At 65.4% G+C, this 18,161-nt stretch carries 17 protein-coding genes; 8 read left to right on the forward strand and 9 right to left on the reverse strand.

What is annotated here, in order from left to right; all coding sequences use genetic code 11:
- Positions 1-87: 87 nt before the first annotated feature.
- Positions 88-456 (reverse strand): hypothetical protein, encoded by a 369-nt coding sequence (locus AC5P9L_RS11470; protein WP_227415523.1) that lies wholly within the window; start codon positions 454-456, stop codon positions 88-90.
- A gap of 40 nt (positions 457-496) precedes the next feature.
- The gene (locus AC5P9L_RS11475; protein ID WP_005413499.1) at positions 497-928 is read right to left on the reverse strand and encodes a BLUF domain-containing protein; all 432 of its coding nucleotides are present in this window, start codon (positions 926-928) and stop codon (positions 497-499) included.
- A gap of 170 nt (positions 929-1,098) precedes the next feature.
- Here AC5P9L_RS11475 and AC5P9L_RS11480 point away from each other — a divergent pair, with 170 nt between their 5' ends.
- A complete protein-coding gene (locus tag AC5P9L_RS11480) occupies positions 1,099-1,344 on the forward strand; it encodes a hypothetical protein (RefSeq protein WP_005409734.1) in 246 nt (81 codons plus the stop codon).
- Positions 1,345-1,736: 392 nt separating this feature from the next.
- On the opposite strand, the gene AC5P9L_RS11485 is transcribed toward AC5P9L_RS11480, so the two are convergent.
- Both AC5P9L_RS11485 and AC5P9L_RS11490 read right to left on the reverse strand, forming a co-directional pair.
- Positions 1,737-2,606 (reverse strand): methylenetetrahydrofolate reductase, encoded by an 870-nt coding sequence (locus tag AC5P9L_RS11485; RefSeq protein WP_005413500.1) that lies wholly within the window; start codon positions 2,604-2,606, stop codon positions 1,737-1,739.
- Positions 2,606-3,520, reverse strand: a complete 915-nt coding sequence (locus tag AC5P9L_RS11490; RefSeq protein WP_024956807.1) for a LysR family transcriptional regulator — start codon at positions 3,518-3,520, stop codon at positions 2,606-2,608. Before AC5P9L_RS11490 ends, AC5P9L_RS11485 begins: the two co-directional genes overlap by 1 nt.
- A gap of 75 nt (positions 3,521-3,595) precedes the next feature.
- Here AC5P9L_RS11490 and msuE point away from each other — a divergent pair, with 75 nt between their 5' ends.
- Genes msuE through AC5P9L_RS11505 form a run of 3 tightly spaced genes read left to right on the forward strand, consistent with a single transcriptional unit; the run spans position 3,596 to position 6,291 of the window.
- Positions 3,596-4,183, forward strand: coding sequence for an FMN reductase (gene msuE / locus AC5P9L_RS11495; RefSeq protein ID WP_171968491.1), 588 nt, complete (start codon positions 3,596-3,598; stop codon positions 4,181-4,183).
- A gap of 56 nt (positions 4,184-4,239) precedes the next feature.
- Positions 4,240-5,217: a DUF1852 domain-containing protein gene (locus tag AC5P9L_RS11500; RefSeq protein ID WP_049459991.1), complete on the forward strand. Its 978-nt coding sequence runs from the start codon at positions 4,240-4,242 to the stop codon at positions 5,215-5,217.
- A 39-nt stretch (positions 5,218-5,256) separates the two neighbouring features.
- Complete coding sequence (locus AC5P9L_RS11505; RefSeq protein WP_005409740.1) at positions 5,257-6,291, forward strand: methionine synthase; 1,035 nt, start codon at positions 5,257-5,259, stop codon at positions 6,289-6,291.
- Here the strand turns inward: AC5P9L_RS11505 and AC5P9L_RS11510 are convergent.
- The 4 genes from AC5P9L_RS11510 to AC5P9L_RS11525 form a co-directional block, all read right to left on the reverse strand.
- Complete coding sequence (locus AC5P9L_RS11510; RefSeq protein WP_225792127.1) at positions 6,248-6,817, reverse strand: hypothetical protein; 570 nt, start codon at positions 6,815-6,817, stop codon at positions 6,248-6,250. The genes AC5P9L_RS11505 and AC5P9L_RS11510 overlap by 44 nt on opposite strands.
- A gap of 83 nt (positions 6,818-6,900) precedes the next feature.
- Positions 6,901-7,713, reverse strand: a complete 813-nt coding sequence (locus AC5P9L_RS11515; RefSeq protein WP_049450722.1) for a S1 family peptidase — start codon at positions 7,711-7,713, stop codon at positions 6,901-6,903.
- A gap of 245 nt (positions 7,714-7,958) precedes the next feature.
- A complete protein-coding gene (locus AC5P9L_RS11520; RefSeq protein WP_164172786.1) occupies positions 7,959-9,107 on the reverse strand; it encodes a serine hydrolase domain-containing protein in 1,149 nt (382 codons plus the stop codon).
- 128 nt (positions 9,108-9,235) lie between these two features.
- Complete coding sequence (locus AC5P9L_RS11525) at positions 9,236-10,240, reverse strand: extracellular catalytic domain type 1 short-chain-length polyhydroxyalkanoate depolymerase (RefSeq protein ID WP_049459993.1); 1,005 nt, start codon at positions 10,238-10,240, stop codon at positions 9,236-9,238.
- 196 nt (positions 10,241-10,436) lie between these two features.
- On the opposite strand from AC5P9L_RS11525, the gene AC5P9L_RS11530 reads away from it, so the two are divergent.
- The 4 genes from AC5P9L_RS11530 to AC5P9L_RS11545 are packed head-to-tail and all read left to right on the forward strand — an operon-like array spanning position 10,437 to position 17,385.
- On the forward strand, positions 10,437-12,635 hold the full coding sequence (locus AC5P9L_RS11530; protein ID WP_227415522.1) for a TonB-dependent receptor: 2,199 nt from the start codon (positions 10,437-10,439) through the stop codon (positions 12,633-12,635).
- A gap of 32 nt (positions 12,636-12,667) precedes the next feature.
- A complete protein-coding gene (locus tag AC5P9L_RS11535; RefSeq protein ID WP_227415521.1) occupies positions 12,668-13,546 on the forward strand; it encodes an alpha/beta fold hydrolase in 879 nt (292 codons plus the stop codon).
- A complete protein-coding gene (locus AC5P9L_RS11540; protein ID WP_049450730.1) occupies positions 13,543-14,019 on the forward strand; it encodes a MaoC family dehydratase in 477 nt (158 codons plus the stop codon). Before AC5P9L_RS11535 ends, AC5P9L_RS11540 begins: the two co-directional genes overlap by 4 nt.
- Positions 14,020-14,055: 36 nt before the next feature.
- The gene (locus AC5P9L_RS11545; RefSeq protein ID WP_279915512.1) at positions 14,056-17,385 is read left to right on the forward strand and encodes a hybrid sensor histidine kinase/response regulator; all 3,330 of its coding nucleotides are present in this window, start codon (positions 14,056-14,058) and stop codon (positions 17,383-17,385) included.
- 4 nt (positions 17,386-17,389) lie between these two features.
- On the opposite strand, the gene AC5P9L_RS11550 is transcribed toward AC5P9L_RS11545, so the two are convergent.
- Complete coding sequence (locus AC5P9L_RS11550) at positions 17,390-18,064, reverse strand: response regulator transcription factor (RefSeq protein ID WP_062607091.1); 675 nt, start codon at positions 18,062-18,064, stop codon at positions 17,390-17,392.
- Positions 18,065-18,161 lie beyond the last annotated feature (97 nt).

Consider the following 18,161-nt stretch of genomic DNA (forward strand, 5'->3'; position numbering starts at 1 on the left):
GATCCTGCGGGCAGTGAGCGGCGCGCGTAGGGGCACGCCCGATGGTGCATTTTCGCTGCTGCGGGGTGAATACGGGTGATGGCGTGGTCACGCCATGGTGCGCCGATACAACTGATCGAGCGTAACGGTGCGAACCAGGCGGCCGCGATTGTAGAAATGCAGCACCGGCTCACTCAACGTCACGTCAGCCGGAACCAGGTTCATGCCTTCGCAGCCGACCACGACCGGCTCCCCATCGTCCGACGGGAACAACCCGCGATGCCATCCGCATATCAGCCAGGCATCCTGACCCGATGCCTGTGGCGTTACCCGCGTTGAATTGACGGCTGGATCCGAATCGGTACAGAGATTTCGCGTGGAGGAGCATGCCGTGAACCTTTCTGGCGGCGGCAGCGGGGAATCGGCAAGCGCCGGGCCCGCAGCAAATGCGGCGATGAGCGTAATGAAAGCCTTCATGTCGCTGCACATCTAAAAGGAGCGGCCGCCGAACCGCAAACTAAGCGGCGTGCACGTGGGGCTCAACCGCAGCGGCCAGCACATCAATACCCCACGCGGAACCCGCAATCTCCTCGGGCTGGCTTCTCTTGAAGCGTGACCAGTCGGCCCTGGCAAGTCGGCCGACCAGAAGCTGGTCGGCAGGAAGCTGGTGCATCGACCAATAGGGGAACTGCCGGGTAGAGACACGCCCCCGGGCCAGCTCCACCACATCCGTGTGGCTGGTCGATTGCAGCACCCGCTCGTAGACGCTGGCCACCCCATCTTCCGGCCCTTCGAAGTACTGCACGAATCGCGTGCCGTCATGCAGCAGCACGCCTGTCACCCCTGCAAGCTTGTTGAACCTCGCAGCATCGGTGACGAGTGCTTCCAGGCGGTCAATCGAAAGGCCTTCAACGGCCTGGCTTGCGTATACAACGGCCCGGATGGGCATGGACTTCGCCTTGAATGCAGGGCCACGTCGGCACCTATTCACACTCTAGCACCCGGCGCAAGTCCGGGCCGTGATGCGTATTCTTAATTCTTCAGAATACGGTTCGCGCCTAGCAGCGCGACAGGCGGCATGATGAACGCCCCCGTACGTTAAGGGCTTTATTCATCTTCATGCGCGACATCGGACAGTTCTATGTAAACAGCGTCGAAGGAGTGGCGCGTGAGGATGGCACCCTGCTGCAGGTCACCCGGATCGATTGTTCCTGCCTGAAGTGTTCAAGGCAGTTCCGCGCCATTCCTGATCATGGCCTCGTCGACCTCAACGGCGCTGCTTCGCTCAGTTGCCCAGGCTGTGGCAACCACCAGTCCGTCAGCCGGGCGCGGCTGGAGGAGTTCGTGCTGCGTAGTGATCCATGAGCTGAAGCGCGCCGTTTCTCGACACTGTGCCAACCCTGTCGACACCTTCGCCTCGCATCTTCCCGTAGTGCACCCACAACGGCGTTCCAATGAGTCATACCGGCCTATTCAAGATCAGGGACCTCACCTACACGCCAGGCGCGGAGGGCGACCTGGCCCGTGCCCTGCAGATCGAAGCCACCTGCACGGCCTGCGGCGCAACCAGCGTCTGGGCCGAGCAGGAAATGGAGCATGTGCGAGGAGGAACCGTGCTTGCGTGCCGGACGTGCGGTACGCGCCAGGCCATCAGCAATGCGGGCCTGATCAGTACCCCGTCAGGGATACGCCACCGCCGGGGCTGAGCGGGGCGGCACCGGGCCATGCGCTGCCCGGCAGGCACGATTGATGGCCTGTCAGCGGCGGGCAACCGATGGCAGCGCCCGATGCTGTTTGATCCAGTCCAACGACTGGGCAATTCCACCGAACGGAAAGAAGTGCGGGCTGACCAACCCGTGGGCATCAGTCAAACCGCCCGCCAGACGGTCCACGAACACCTCCGGGCCCGCGCTGCCCAGCAACCGGCCGATCGAGATGCCATACCGGGACAGCATCAATGCACTGGCCCCCACCCCACACATTGCGGCGTAACGTACCAGCCGCGCGATGCTTGCCGGGCCCGGCACGCCGACCAGCACCGGAACGTGGATGCCACGGGCGCGCAGCGCGTGCAACCAGGCCAGGACGATGTCGGCATCGAAGGCGAACTGCGTGATGATCATTGGCGCCATGCCGCGCGCTTCGATGGACTGGCACTTGTGTTCCAGTACCTGCCAGCACGCGTCACTGCCCAGGACCGGATGGCCATCGGGGTGACCGCCGATGGCGACGACCTTGATACCGGCCCTCTCCAGAAGGCCGCTCTCGATGATCGAAGCGCTGTCAGCAAACGGTCCGGCGGGCGTGGCCAGGTCGCCGGCGATCACCAAGCACTGGGCGACACCTGCCTCGTTGGCGGCACGCTGCAGGAAGCGCTCAAGCACCGCACGCGACCCGATGCGCCGCGCCGAGAGATGCGGCATCGGCTCGAAGCCCAGTTCACGCACCCTGCGCGCCGCTGCCAGGCGTGCGTCGTCGTCCTCGCTGGCCAGCCAGGGAATGGAGATCGTGGTGCCACGCGGAATGCGGGTGGCTTCGGCACCCAGCGCCGGCATGGCTCTGGCGCTCACCTCCAGCGAAAAAGCATCAAGGAAGGCCTGCACCCGCAGCGACGTAGGCGCGGACATCACGCGCCCACGCCTGCATTGCTGGCCAGGGGCGAACTGTTCCGCGCCAGTTCGATGAAGGCCTGCAGGTAGTCGATGCTGGTATCGGCTTCGCGCGCACCCAGATAGATCTGCTTGGGAATGCCCTTCGCACCGAGGCGCACCGGCACCACGTCCATGCGGGTGGCGTACTCTTCCACCAGCCAGCGCGGCATGGCGGCCACGCCACGACCGCTGGCCACCATCTGCATCATGATGTCGGTGGTTTCAATGGCCTTGTGCCGTCGCGGCGTGATGCCGGCCGGCAGCAGGAACTGGTTGTAGATGTCCAGGCGCTCGAACGGCACCGGATAGCTGATCAGCACTTCCTGGCCGAGCTGGCGCGGCTTCACGTAATCCACCTTGGCAAGGGCGTGGTTCCTGGCCACCACCAGCACCTGCTCGTAGTCGAACACGGGAATGAACTTGAGGCCTGGCTTCAGCAGTGGATCGGGGGTAACCAGCAGGTCGATCTCGTAGCCGAACAGCGCGCCGATGCCGCCGAACTGGAATTTCTGCTTGACGTCCACATCCACATCCGGCCACGCGGCCAGGTACGGCGAGACGATCTTCAGCAGCCACTGGTAGCAGGGATGGCATTCCATGCCGATGCGCAGCGCGCCGCGCTCGCCCTGTGCGAACTGGCCCAACCGCTCCTCGGCCAGATCCAGCTGCGGCAGCACGCGGTTGGCGACGGCCAGCAGGTATTGCCCGGCCTGGGTCAGGCGCAGGCTGCGGCCTTCGCGCAGCCATACATCAGTGCCCAGCTGCTGCTCCAGCTTCTTCATGCTGTGGCTCAGGGCCGACTGGGTCAGGTTGAGTACGCCGGCGGCCGCGGTAAGCGAGCCCTGCTGCTCGACCTGCTGCACGATGCTGAGGTGGATCCGCTCCAGCATGACGATGAATCCTGCTCATGGATAGGTGAAGTAATACCATTTTACGTCATGGAAGGCCGTGGCTAGCATCGGGTCATGCTTTCACCTGCCCGCCCCCTTCGAATCGTCGCCGTGTCCGGCGGATTGCAGCGCCCCTCCAAGGCCGCCACCCTGGCCGAGCATCTGCTGGGCTTGATCGGCGAGGACATCCACAGCGAGCAGCACCTGGTCGAACTGGGCGAACTGGCCCCGCAGCTGGCCGGTGCGCTCTGGCGTTCGCAGTTGCCCGACACCGTGGAACGCCAGTTGACCACCGTCGAGCAGGCCGATGTGCTGGTGGTGAGCACGCCGGTCTATCGCGGCTCGTACACAGGGCTGTTCAAGCATTTCTTCGACTTCGTCCACCAGGACGCACTGGTCGACACCCCCATCCTGCTGGCCGCGACCGGCGGCAGCGAGCGCCACTCGCTGGTGATCGACCATCAGCTGCGCCCGCTCTTCAGCTTCTTCCAGGCGCGCACCCTGCCGCTGGGCGTCTACGCCACCGACCGCGATTTCGCCGACGGTCGCGTGCACAACGACGCCCTGGTCGAGCGCGCACGGCTGGCGGTGCGGCGGGCCGTGCCGCTGCTGGACCTGCCTCGCCAGCGCGCCGCCGACCTGGAAGCGGCCGCAGCACTTTGAATGCCGGATGCCCTCGCCCGCATCCGGATGTCACCCCGCACTACGGAACGCCACCCATGACGACCGACACCTTCACCTTCAGCATCACGCAGATCCCCTTCAACGAGGATTACCAGCCTGCTGACGGGACACGCATCACCACCAATTTCGCCAACCTGGCCCGCGGCGCGTCCCGCCAGGAAAACCTGCGCAACACGATCAGCATGATCAACAACCGCTTCAACGATCTGGCGCATTGGGACAACCCCAGCGCGGATCGCTACGCGGTCGAGCTGGACATCATCTCGGTGGAGATGCACATCGGCAACAGCGATGGCGGCGATCCGTTCCCGCTGATCGAGGTGCTGCGCCCGACCATCGTCGACACCCGCACCGGCGCGCGCATCGAAGGCATCGTCGGCAACAATTTCTCGTCCTACGTGCGCGACTACGATTTCAGCGTGGTGCTGCCGGCCAGCAACGAAGGGAAGGCCACCTTTGGCATCCCGGAGGGCTTTGGCGACCTGCATGGCAAGTTGTTCAAGCATTTCCTGGAGTCCGAGGCCTACCGCGCCAACTTCAGCAAGGGGCCGGTAATCTGCATCAGCGTATCCAGCAGCAAGACCTATCACCGCACCGAGAACCACCACCCGATCCTGGGCGTGGAATACCGCCAGGGCGAGTTCTCTCCCACTGACCAGTACTTCGACAAGATGGGCCTGCAGGTGCGCTACTTCATGCCGCCGGGCAGCGTCGCACCGCTGGCGTTCTACTTCCAGGGCGACCTGCTGGGCGACTACTCGAACCTGGAGCTGATCGGCACCATCAGCACAATGGAGGCCTTCCAGAAGATCTACCGCCCGGAGATCTACAACGCCAACTCCGTGGCGGGCAAGGTCTATCAGCCCAGCCTGAAGCACCAGGATTACTCCTCCACCCGCATCGTCTACGACCGCGAAGAGCGCAGCCAGCTGGCGGTCAAGCAGGGCCGGTTCACCGAAGAACACTTCATCAAGCCGTACCGCGCCGTGCTTGAGCAGTGGGCTGCCCGCTGATCCATTGATTCCCCATTCGCCCCCAGGAAACCAGACGCAATGTCGACGAAGAAACTGCTTCCCACCTCCACCGCAGGCAGCCTGCCCAAGCCCTCCTGGCTGGCCGAGCCCGAGAAGCTCTGGTCACCCTGGAAGCTGCAGGACGACGGCCTGATTGAAGGCAAGCAGGATGCACTGCGCCTGTCCCTGCAGGAGCAGCAGCACGCCGGCATCGACATCGTCAGCGACGGCGAACAGACCCGGCAGCACTTCGTCACCACTTTCATCGAGCACCTCAGCGGTGTCGATTTCGAGAAGCGCGAAACGGTCCGCATCCGCAACCGCTACGATGCCAGCGTGCCGACCGTGGTCGGCGCCGTGAGCCGTCCGAAGCCGGTGTTCGTCGAGGATGCGAAGTTCCTGCGCCGCCAGACCACGCAGCCGATCAAGTGGGCCCTGCCCGGCCCGATGACCATGATCGATACGCTGTACGACGCGCACTACAAGAGCCGCGAAAAGCTGGCCTGGGAGTTCGCGAAGATCCTCAACGAGGAAGCGAAGGAGCTGGAAGCCGCTGGCGTCGACATCATCCAGTTCGATGAGCCGGCCTTCAACGTGTTCTTCGACGAAGTGAACGACTGGGGCGTGGCCGCGCTGGAGCGTGCGGTTGAGGGCCTGAAGTGCCAGACGGCGGTGCACATCTGCTACGGCTATGGCATCAAGGCCAACACCGACTGGAAGCAGACACTGGGCTCGGAATGGCGGCAGTATGAAGAATCGTTCCCAAAGCTGCAGACCTCCAGCATCGATATCATCTCGCTGGAATGCCAGAACTCGCACGTGCCGATCGACCTGATCGAACTGGTGCGCGGCAAGACGGTGATGGTGGGCGCCATCGACGTGGCCTCCAATACGGTGGAAACGCCGGAAGACGTGGCCAACACGCTGCGCAGGGCGCTGCAGTTCGTGGATGCCGACAAACTCTACCCAAGCACCAACTGCGGCATGGCGCCGCTTGCACGGGAAGTGGCACGCGGCAAGCTGCGCGCGCTCAGCGAAGGGGCCAGGATCGTGCGTGAGGAGCTTTCGGCGTAACCCTGGCTGGGGAGGTGTTCCCGTTTCGGTGCGGCGAGGATGGATTCTGGCCGGGTACAGACCAGGTTCCACCTCGCCCCTGCACCTCGGGCCTGGCGGCCATCACGCGCGGCCGTGGCGCCAGCGCTTCCTTGATCCGCCCCATCTCGCTTGCGCCGGCCTCGGCCAGGCGCCGGGCCTGCTGCCGCTGCGTCCGGGTCAGTGGCGGCGCGAACACGGCGCCCGGTTCGGGTGCGCTCTGCACCAGTCGGGCGACGGCGTCACGCAGTGGCAGTTGTGGGCAGAGCCGCGCCGCGCACCAGCGCTCGGCGTAGCGCTTCGCCTGGCGGGCGCTGGCGACGGACACGACCTTGCTCTGTGACATCCTGCGTGCGTCCAGTTTCAGGCGGAACCCGAGCACGGCATGCGGCACGATACTGGCCACCGAACGGCCGTTCCACCACAGATCCCAGCGCTCGCCGCTCTGCACCCAGCCGGACGGCCGGGTGACGATCATGAAATCTGGACGGTGAAATGATGAGCCCATGATGGGAAGCATACGAACGCCCGTCGCACCGGCTGAGATCAGGGTAACGCCCCCCTGCACTGCTACGCCTCCACGAAAAGCAATCAATGTGACGCGTCACGGCTGATGCTTTCGATCCAGTCGATGTAGCGCGATACGCGGACGTTGTAGACCACCTGGCCATAGAACCCCGCCTCGAGCGCATGCTCTGGAACCGCAGTGATCCACGAACCAAGCCCCACCAGCTGCGGCGTTCCGTGATCATCAATCACCAGCGGACCGCCGCTGTCACCGTTGCCGAGAACCCCCTCCAGCGGCAGGGCCTGCGGTGGCGGATCGAACCGGTACCAGAGATACCGGTCGTTGCCGCCGGTAAGCGCGTTGTATGCACGCCGCAGGGTCGTGCGATGCGGGCCGCCTGGCACCAGCCCTACGACGCCATTGCCGGTAGCCCCCTTCCCTATCAGGGCCGCGATCTGCGCGACTTCGGCAGCACCGCGATAGAGCGCTACGGGCTGTACATCCCTTACAGCAGTCGCAAGCCTGATCAGTGCGATGTCATCCGATGCTGCCAGGAACGCGTGGATCCTGGAGGGATTTCCTGTCGCCAGCGCCTCCTTGCCCAGGGCCTCCGGCATTCTTCTGAAACCGGGATGCACGAAGACGCGCTCGACCGCATAGGCGCGTCCATTGATGGAGATGGATTCTTCCATCCCTTCCATGGGTGCCGCATGCGCTGCGGTCAGTACCCAGCGCGGGGCGATGAGAACGCCATGTCCTTCACCCGGCATGTCAGCCAGCGCCGGGAAGACAGAGGCATCGATCTGATACCGGGCGTCGTCAACGTCATCACGGATGACCACGGCACCGGCAGTGAACGGGAGCGCAGCAAGCGCCAGGAAAAGCCAGCGGTTCATGGGGTCGTCATCCCTGCGGTCGATCGCTATAGCCTAGCCGAGGGCATTGCCGCGGCGCAGACCATGCGACCAACGATGATATCCAGCGACGAACGCCAGGAATGCGAGCGCAAAGCCCTGCGGCCGACAGCCGCCGGGGCCGAGCAGTCTGTCCAGATCGGTTCCAGGCTTGTCCGACACGTCGTCCTGCGAAGCCACATTGGTGCACGGACCGGGCCGCGTGGGCCCGAGCCTCAGCGGGCGGTTCAACGCGCCGCGATTCTCCCGACCAGGGTATCGATCGCCGCCTCCATGGCACGCGCGGTCCGGTCGCCGCTCTGGTTGGTGATCACGAAGATGCCCAGATCGTGCTCCGGCATGATGTAGATGTAGCACTGCGAGCGTGGAACGCCACCGTGGTGGACGTAATAGACACCCTTCTGGCGATCGCCAGCGACGATGTTCCAGAAATAGCCGATGCTGAACTCGTCGTCGAATCTGGCCAGAGTGCGATGCGATTCCTGCACCACCGGGCCGTTGGCCAGCTGGAACTGAAGGTATTTCACCATGTCGGGCACTGTTGCCTTGACGTTGCCGGAAGCGCCCCATGGCAACTGTGGCATCGGCGAGGTCGGCACCGGATTGTCGCTGTGGTAGCCGATGGCAAGACGGTCTTTTTCCGCATTCCCCAGCTTGATCCCGATGCTGGTCATTGCTGCGGCGTCGCTGAAGAAGCCACGCAGCAATGACGTGTAGTCGGTCTTGTAGACGCCTTCCAGAATGTGGGCCGTCAGCTCCGTCCCAGCACTGGAGTAGGCGTACTCTTTCCCGGGCATCCGTGGGATCCGCACGGCGTGCAGATCCCGCAGGAAATCCGGCTTGCCGTAATGCGCATAGAGGGCACTGAGTTCACCGGGCACGCGGTGATCGGTGAAGTCCTCCAACACGGTGTTCGCCCGCTCCGGCAGCATGTTCGGCAGGCCACTGGTGTGTGACAGCAGGTGACGGACCCGTATGGGCTGGCCCTGGTACTGCAGGTTCGGATAGTCGCCCTGCAGGTAGCTGCGAACGTCATCCTCCAGGCCCACCCTGCCCTCAAGCACCGCACGGGCCATCAACGTGCCCGCCAGGGTCTTGCTCAGCGAGCCGATCTCATACAGCGTTGCGTCGGTCGGAACATCGGGCTTGCCGGCTACCATCTCGCCGCGGTGACGGATGAAGGTCTTGCCCCGGTACACCACGCCGATGGAGGCCGAGTGCAGCAAAGGCTGTTCAATCAGGGCATGGGCCGCCTCGTCGACCGCCGCCCCCACATCGTTCGGCGGTGCCTTCCTGCCCTCGCAGCCGACGGCAAGGAGCACTGCGGATAGCACGACGGCATTGAGCCATTGCCGGTTTCGGGCAGTCGTTGACATGGATTCCATGCGCCGGCGCTTGAAGGTCGTGGGAACGGGCGCTCACGATAATCGATTGCCATGAGCGGCTGAAGGTGCCATCCGGCACCTCCAGTCGCGCCCCTCCCTGGAAGGCCCCCTGCCCCCCGTCAGCGCTGGTAGTCCTTCAGGAACAACCAGGTGATCAGCGTGGCGTCCGGCCCCTTCGGGTCGGTGAATGGCAGGCCCGACTGGCTGCCGCTCCAGGCATGCCCCATGCCCTGCACCACGTAGTGCTGGACCAGCGTCCTGCCACCGTAGGCGTAGGTGTCGACGGTATACGCGCGGCCGCCCGGCACCTGCCCGTGATAGGTGCTGGTCGGCACGTATTTCACCGAGTCGTTGTCCTGGCCGTCGTCGGCCAGGTCATTGGTCTGCAGGAACTGGCGCACGGCCTGCTGGCCGTTCACCGGATTGACGGTGAGATCGGCGCTGCCATGGAACACGAGCACCGGCAGCGGTCGCGGCGACGGCGAACCCGAGCACTGCCACGCCAGACGGCCATTGCTGTCCGGCGAATAGATGCTGCCGGCCAGCAGTGCGTAGGCGCTGCCGGAAATCGTGGTCGCGCCCTTGAACATGCCACCGGAGTGGATGACGCCGGCAGCGAACACATCCGAATAGCAGGCCAGCATGATCGAGGTCATCGCACCGCCCGCCGAAATGCCGGTGACATAGACCCGGCGCGGATCCACGCTGTAGTCCGCTTTCACCTTGTCCACGATGCCGGCCAGGATCGACGCTTCGCCGCTGTCGCGCGCCTGGTTGATCGGCAGCTGCCAGTTCCAGCAGCGGGCCGGATTGGAGGTGACGTTCTGCCGGGGGTAGACCACGATGAACCCTTCGGTGTCGGCCACATCATTGAAGCCTGACGCCTCCCCCATCAGGTTGGGCCCGTTGACGCAGCCGTGCAGCACCAGCAGCAACGGTAGCGGCTGCTGGTCGTCGTAGCCGGCCGGCACCCACACCTGGTACTCGCGGGCGCCGAACAGATTGCCGTACAGGCCAATGTCCCAATGCCCGGCCGGGCCTGCGGCAAGGGCACTGCCCGCCATCGCCAGCCAACTGCACAGCACCAGCAGTACAACCTTGATCGAATCGATTCCGGATTTCATGGCCAGATCCTCATGCGTGAGTCGTGGATGAAGTGGTACCGGGACGCGCTTCCGGCTGGGGGCGCGCCCAGTATCCGCATCCAGCGGCCGCTGCCGACTGGACCTAGGTCCACTCGCCGCTGCGTGATGACACCGCTAGCCTTGGCTGCAGGATGGCAATGGGCCATCTGCAAGCAGCTGCCTGGGGGAGGACCGAATGAAACGGAATTGCCTGAGTCTCATGATCGGCGCATTGCTGGCCTCCGGGCCGGTACTGGCACAGGAAACGCCCCAGGCCACGCCGACGGCGGCCAGGACTGCATCACCCACCAACCTGGACAGCATCAAGGTCACCGCGCGCAAGCGCGAGGAAACCCTGCAGGAGGTCCCGGTAGCGGTTACCGCATTTACCTCCGAAGCGCTGGACAAGATGAATGTCCAGGACATCAGCGACCTGGATGCGCAGGTGCCCAACCTGACCATCTACGCCGCCCGCGGTGCCAGCAGCACGGTCACCGCCTACATCCGTGGCATCGGCCAGTCCGACCCCACCTGGGGCGCGGACCCGGGCGTCGGCATCTATCTGGATGACGTCTACATCGCACGTCCGCAGGGCGCGCTGCTGGACGTGTTCGACGTCTCGCGCATCGAGGTGCTGCGCGGCCCGCAGGGCACGTTGTATGGCAAGAACACCATCGGAGGCGCGATCAAGTACATCTCGCGCGGCCTGCCCACCCAGACCGAGGGCTTCGCCCAGATCACCGTGGGCAACTACAGCCAGTTGGATGCCAAGGCAGCCATCGGCGGTCCGATCGGCGGTGCTGACAGCGGCCTGCGCGCCCGCGTGGCGGTGGCCAGCATGAACCACGACGGGTTTGGCGAGAACACTTTCAACGGCCAGCCGGTCAGTGACAAGCAGATCAACGCGGCACGCCTGAACCTGGGCGCCTATGCGGGCGACGACTTCGACGTGCAGTTCGCACTGGACTGGATCGACGATCAGTCCGGCATGCGCGGCTCGAAGATGCTGGCACCCAATCCGTTCCTGCGCGCCTACCCGCCGATGGACAGCCGCTATGACATCCGCTCGGGCATGCGCAACCTCAACAACGTGGAGAGCAAGGGCGCCTCAGCCACGGTGAACTGGCGGCCGAACGAAGACATCGCGCTGAAATACGTGGTTGCCAAGCGTGAATCGGACAGCGAGGCCAACATCGACTTCGATACCGCCCCGGTCAAGCTCGCCGACGTGGGTGGCACCTACCACGACGACCAGGTCAGCAACGAAGTGCAGTTGAACTACGATGCTGGCGGTCGGGTGCGCGGTGTGGTCGGCCTGTACCAGTTCAGTGGCGAGGCCGGTGGCCAGATCCAGAACAACTACTTCAGTGCCCAGTTTGCCGACAACCAGGGCAAGGTGTTGACCGACAGCATCGCGCTGTACGCGGACTGGACCTTCGACCTGACCCGCAGACTGAAGCTCGATGTCGGCGCCCGCTACACCGACGAGGACAAGCGCGCGATCGTGCTCAACCGCCTCTACGCCGACCCGGGCTTCAGCCGGCCGGTGGCGGTGACCGCCGATTTCGACAAGAAGACCAATTTCAGGAACGTCTCGCCCAAGGTCTCGCTGGACTACCAGATCACTCCGGACATCATGGTCTATGGCCTGGCGACGCGTGGCTTCAAGTCCGGCGGCTACAACATCCGCGCCAACGCGGTGGCGGTACCGCGCTCGGCGGAGCCGTTCGATGACGAGACCGTGGACAGCTACGAGGTCGGCAGCAAGATGGCCTTCCTCGACCGGCGCCTGTTCCTGAACCTGTCAGCGTTCTACAACAAGTACAAGGACATCCAGCTGTCGGTGTTCACCGGCCTGGATACCAATGGCGATGGCATCGATGATTCCTTCTTCGGCGATTTCACCAATGCCGGCGCCGGTACCGTCAAAGGCCTGGAGGTCGAGTATCAGTACCTGCCCAGCCAGCACTGGCTGATTTCCGGCAACCTGGCGTGGCTGGATACCAGATACGACGAGTACATGGACCGCGGCATCAACGTGGCCAGGCAGATGAAGTTCACCAATGCGCCGGAGTTCTCCGGTGCGTTCAACGTGGAATACCGCACCGACCTGGCCAACGGCAGCAACCTGTCGGCACGGGTGAGCTACAGCTACCAGAGCGAAGTGTGGCCGACCACCGACCTCAGCCCGGTGATCCGCCAGCAGGGTTACGGGCTGGTCAACGCCGGCGTCATCTGGCGCCTGGATGATGCGTGGACCTTCTCGTTGCAGGGCACCAACCTGGCCGACAAGGAATACCGCACTACTGGCTACAACATTCCTGCAGTCGGCACGCTGATTGGCTTCTATGGTCCGCCGCGCCAATATAGCCTCAGCGTCCGTTACGATTTCTAGCGCATCCGTTACGATCTTCAGGAAGCTTCTGCATGACGCAGTCTTACGACGACCTGTACTGGAACAGCGACGATGGCCTGCGCCTGCACGCGCGCGACCATGCAGCGGATGCCCGGCAGGCGCCCCGCGGCACCGTGGTCTGCATTCCCGGCCTGACCCGCAATGGTGCCGATTTCGATGCACTGGCCGAAACACTCACCGCCGAGGGATGGCGCGTGATCGCCGTCGACCTGCGTGGCCGCGCCGGTTCAGAACGTGCGCATGATCCGTCCAGCTACAACCCGCGCACCTACGCAGATGACATGGTCGCGCTGCTGCGCGCGCAGAACATCGACAAGGCGGTGTTCGTCGGCACCTCACTGGGCGTGCTGGTGACCATCACCCTCGCCTCGCGCGCGCCGGAGCGGATCGCGGGCGCGGTGCTCAACGATGCCGGCCCCAGGGTGCCGCGTGAGGCGCTGGCACGGATCGGCAAGTATGCCGGCAAGCCGGTACCGCCGATGGACCTGGTGCAGGCCACGGCCTACGTGGAATCCATCGGCAAGGCCGCGTTCCCGCGCTTCAGCACCGACGACTGGCGGCAGATGGCGGTGCGCACCTTCCGCCCGCGCAGCGATGGCCTGCTGGAACTGGACTACGATCCGGCAGTGATCCGCACCACCCGGCCATGGCTGCTGTGGCTGTTGCGTCCGCTGCTGTGGCGTGCGGTTCGCGGGCTGACCACACGGGTGCCGGTGCTGGTGGTACGCGGTGCGTTGTCCGACATCCTGCCGGCCGATGTCGCGCGGCAGATGGCGGCCACCTCGGAAAGTGCCCGGCTGGTGGAGGTGCCCGATGTGGGGCACGCGCCGATGCTGTCCGAGCCAGAGGCACGTGACGCGATCCTGACCTTGCTGGAGCGCGTGGCGTGAGTGCGGACAGCGAGCTGCCTCCCGCCCTGCAGGCCGTGCAGCAGTGGGCCGCCAGTGAGCGGCTGAGTGGCGTGACCTGCCTGGACCAGGCGCGCATCGATGCCTTTGCCGACGCCACCGGCGACCACAACTGGATCCATGTCGATCCAGCGCGGGCGCAGGCGCAGATGCCGGGCGGGCGTACCATCGCACACGGCTTCCTGCTGCTCTCGCTGACGGTGGAGGACGATGTGGCCGCCCTGGCCGGCTTCCCCGGCATCGCCCATGTGCTCAACTACGGCTTGAACAAGGTCCGCTTCCTGGCGCCGGTGCCGAGCGGGTCCGAGGTGCGGGTACGCTCGCAGCTGGTGTCACTGGATGCGCGCCAGCCCGGCCAGTGGCTGCTGATCCAGCGCAAGGCCGTCGAGCGGGTCGCCGATGGCGAGCTGGCACTGGTCGCTGAGCAGCTGTCACTGATCGTGATCACCCCCTAGCACCACCCTGCCCGGTTCTCTCCCTACACTGGAGCGATGTTGACGCCCTCCATCGTCCTCTTCGCCTGCATTGCATGGACCGCACTGCTGTTTGGCGTGGCGCTGTGGGGCGAGCGCCGGGGGCACCGGCTTTCGAAGGCATGGCCGCTCATCTATGCACTGTCGCTGGCCGTGCACTGCACCGCGTGGACCTACTACGGTGCGGCCTCGCAGGGGCGGCAATGGGGTTTCCCCATTCCACCAACCCTGGCCGGCATGGCGCTGATCTTCGCGTTCGGCCTGCCGTTCCTGCTCCGCCTCGGGCGGCTGGCCAAGCAGCACAACAGTGCCACCATCGCCGATCTGGTCGTTGCACGACTGCGTGCCGATCGCGGCCTCGGCTTCACCATCACCCTGGTGGCGCTGTTCGGCATCATTCCGTACATCGCACTGCAGCTGAAAGCCGTCAGCCAGGGGCTGGGCACCCTGCTGGGTGATGGGTTCGCGCCTGCCGGTGCGCAGCTGGACATGTCGTTCTGGTTCGCGCTGACGATGGCCGCGTTCACCCTGCTGTTCGGTGCACGCAAGGCCTCGGCCACCGAGCCCAACCGCGGCATCGTGGTCGCGCTGGGCTTGGAGTCCGTATTGAAGCTGGTGGCGCTGCTGGCCATTGGCCTGTATGCGGCGTTGTCCGTACACAAGGCCGGCACACCGCTGCTGGAGAAGATGGCGCAGCTGCCACCACCGGCCATCGTGCCGGACTATCTCACCATGGTCGCGCTGGGGGCGATCTCCGCGTTCACCCTGCCGCACCAGTTCCATGTTGGCGTGGTCGAGCTTCGCCAGACATCGGACCTGAAGACGGCACGCTGGATGTTCCCGGTCTACCTGCTGCTGATCGGCCTGCCGTCGGTGCCGATGGCATTGGCCGGCGCCGCGCAGCTGCCGGCCTCGGTATCGCCTGACCTGTACGTGCTGGCGCTGCCGCAGGCCGGCGGCCATCATCTGCTGGCGCTGCTGGCCTACCTGGGCAGCCTGAGCGCAGCCACCGGCATGATGATCCTGTCCGGGCTGACGCTGTCGATCATGCTTGGCAACCATGGATTCGGTTCGCGCCTGCTCGGCGGCATCGGGGGCGGCGTGGCCAATGCCGATCTGCGCCCGCGCGTGCTGGCGTTCCGCCGTGCCGGCATCCTCGCCGTGTTCGTGATGTCGTGGCTGTACAGCCGCGCGATGAGCGACACCGAGGCACTCAGCGATTTCGGCCTGATGTCCTTCACCGCCCTCTCGCAGCTGGCACCGGCTGTGCTGCTGGCGGTGTATCGCCCACGTACGCCCTCCGCGGCCATCATGGCCGGCATCGTGCTGGGCTCATTGGCCTGGCTGTGGCTGGTACTGCTGCCGATGGTGATCCCGGCCGCGACGCCGTCGGTCGCCGCCGACGGGCTGCACTGGTTGTCGGTGGTCTCGCTGCGCGTGCAGCCGGGCCATATCGCCATCAGCATGGGGGCCAGCCTGGCGATCAACCTGCTGACCGTGGCCCTGGTGTCGCGGGCCGTGCGTCCGTCATTGCCGCGGCGGCGGGATGCGGTGGCTGCGGCGTCCCTGCGCAGGACCGCCGGACGCTTCCTTGGCCAGGAGCGTGCGCGCCAGCTGCTGGAGGGCCACGCCGGGCAGATGTTGGATGACGACCGGGTCACCGCCGTCGAGCGTGAGCTGACGGCCGTGGTGGGCGCAGGCATGGCACGGCTGCTGGTCGAAGCCGCACGCGAGGGCGGCGCCGCGCCGCTGGATGCGGTGACCCGCGCCGTCGGCGAAGCTACCCAGGTGCTGCGCTTCAACCAGCGACTGCTCGAAGCCGCGCTGGAGAACATGAGCCAGGGCATCAGCGTGGTCGATGCGCAGCTGCAGCTGGTGGCCTGGAACAGCCGCTACGCCGCGCTGTTCAAGTTCCCGCCGGAGCTGCTGCAGGTCGGGCAGCCGGTGGTCAACCTCACGGCGTGGGCACTGGGGCAGCTGAAGATCGGCGATGGCCCCGGCGACACGCCCACCAGGGCGTTGCAGCGCCGCGTCGCGCACATGCGCCGTGGCACGCCGCACCTGTCGGAACGGATATTTCCCGATGACACCATCGTCGAGATCCGCGGCAACCCGATGCCGGGCGGTGGCTACGTGGCCACCTTCACCGATGTCACGGCGTTCCGCCGCGCGGAGGATGCGCTCAAGCGCAGCAATGAAACGCTGGAACGCCGCGTACAGGACCGCACCGCGAGGCTGCAGCAGGCGGTCCAGGAGGCCGAGCGCGCGAACGCGGCGAAAACCCGCTTCCTGACGGCGGTCGGCCATGACCTCATCCAGCCCCTGCATGCGGCCCAGCTGCTGACCGAGGCGATGTCGCAGCACATCGAATCCGAGTTCCTCGACAGTTTCCTGCGGCAGATCCGCGGCGCACTGGATTCCACCGATGACCTGCTGTCCGGCCTGCTCGATATTTCGCGACTGGAAGCCGGTGGGTTGGTGGCCGATCCGCGCCCGTTCGCGCTGTCGACGGTGCTGGATCCGCTCGCGCAGGAGTTCGCGGTGCTGGCGGCGGCGCGCGGCCTGCAGTTCCGCCATGTGCGGAGCCAGGCCTGGGTCCATAGCGATCCCCTGCTGCTGCGCCGGGTGCTGCAGAACTTCCTGGCCAATGCCATCCGCTACACCCGCCATGGCGGTGTGTTGCTGGGTGTGCGCCGCCAGGGGCAGGCACTGATGATCGGCGTGCATGACACCGGCCCCGGCATTGCTCAGGAGCAGCAGGCGGTGGTGTTCGAGGAGTTCCACCGGGTCGACCGCAGCAACGGCCAGGGACTGGGACTGGGCTTGACCATCGCCCACCGCATCGCCGATCTGCTGCATGCACCCTTGCACCTGCGCAGCGTGCCCGGGCACGGCTCGGCCTTCTCGATCAGCGTGCAACGCGCAGCACCGCCAGTGACCCCGCGCAGTTCGGCACCGACGGGTGGCAGCAACGCCCTCAAGGGTATCCGCATACTGGCAGTGGACAACGACCCGGACGCGCTGGAGGCGATGCGGCAACTGCTGATTTCCTGGGGCTGCGACGTCATCGCGGCAGGCAGCGCCGATGCCATCGGGCCCTCAGCGCACGAGGCGGCGCTGTGGCTGTTCGACTATCACCTGGATGACGGCGATACCGGTGTTGCGCTGTGGCAGCGGCTGGCGGACATGCATGGACCGCGGCCGACGGTAATCCTCAGTGCGGATACCAGCAGTGATACACGCGAGGCGGTGCGCGGCGCTGGGCTATCCCTGCTCAACAAGCCGTTCAAGCCGTTGGCGTTGCGCTGGGCGATCAACCACCTGCTGGCGGCCACTGCCACGCGCTGACCGTTCAGCGCTCGGGCAGCTCTTCGATCTGCCGCGACGGATCGGCCAACCCCATTTCGTGCAGCACGCGGATGGCCTGCGCACGGTTGCGCACGCCCAGCCGCTCCATGATGCGTGTCATGTGCGCCTTGACCGTGCGCAGCTGTACGCCCAGCCGGTCGGCAATCTGCTTGTTGAGCAGGCCCTCGGCCACCAGCCCCAGCACTTTGTATTGATGTGCGGACAGGCTGGCCAGGCGCGCGGCGAGGTCGGCATCCCTGCTGAACGGCGCTACCCGCGCCACCGGCTCGCGCAACAGCGCCGGGATCCAGCGTTCGCCCTCCAGCACGGACTGCAGCGCGGACTGCAGCTCGTTCAAACCCGAGCTCTTGGGCAGGTAGCCCGCGGCGCCGAGGTCGATGGCGCGCCGGATCACCTGCGGCTCCTCGTTGGCGGAGACGATGATGATCGCCAGGCCCGGCTGCAGCGCACGGATGGTCGCCAGCCCGGCCAGCCCATGGTTGCCCGGCATGTGCAGGTCCAGCAGCATCAGGTCGATCGACTGGTTCTCGATCGCCTCCAGCACGCTGTCCAGTGAATCCGCCTCGCTGATCTGCAGATCGGCGACCGCCTCTTCCGCCGCGCGATGCAGTGCCGCACGGAACAAGGGGTGATCATCGGCGATGAGCAGGGTTGGCATGTCCTGGCGAGATTATCAAATCGGCTGCGCGCGGGAACAGGTACCTAGGTACGCTGGTACAGCAGGAAGGGCTTGATAGTGTGGTGCGGAGAAGGCC

The sequence above is a fragment of the Stenotrophomonas sp. YJH_SMC_64 genome (assembly GCF_059371375.1).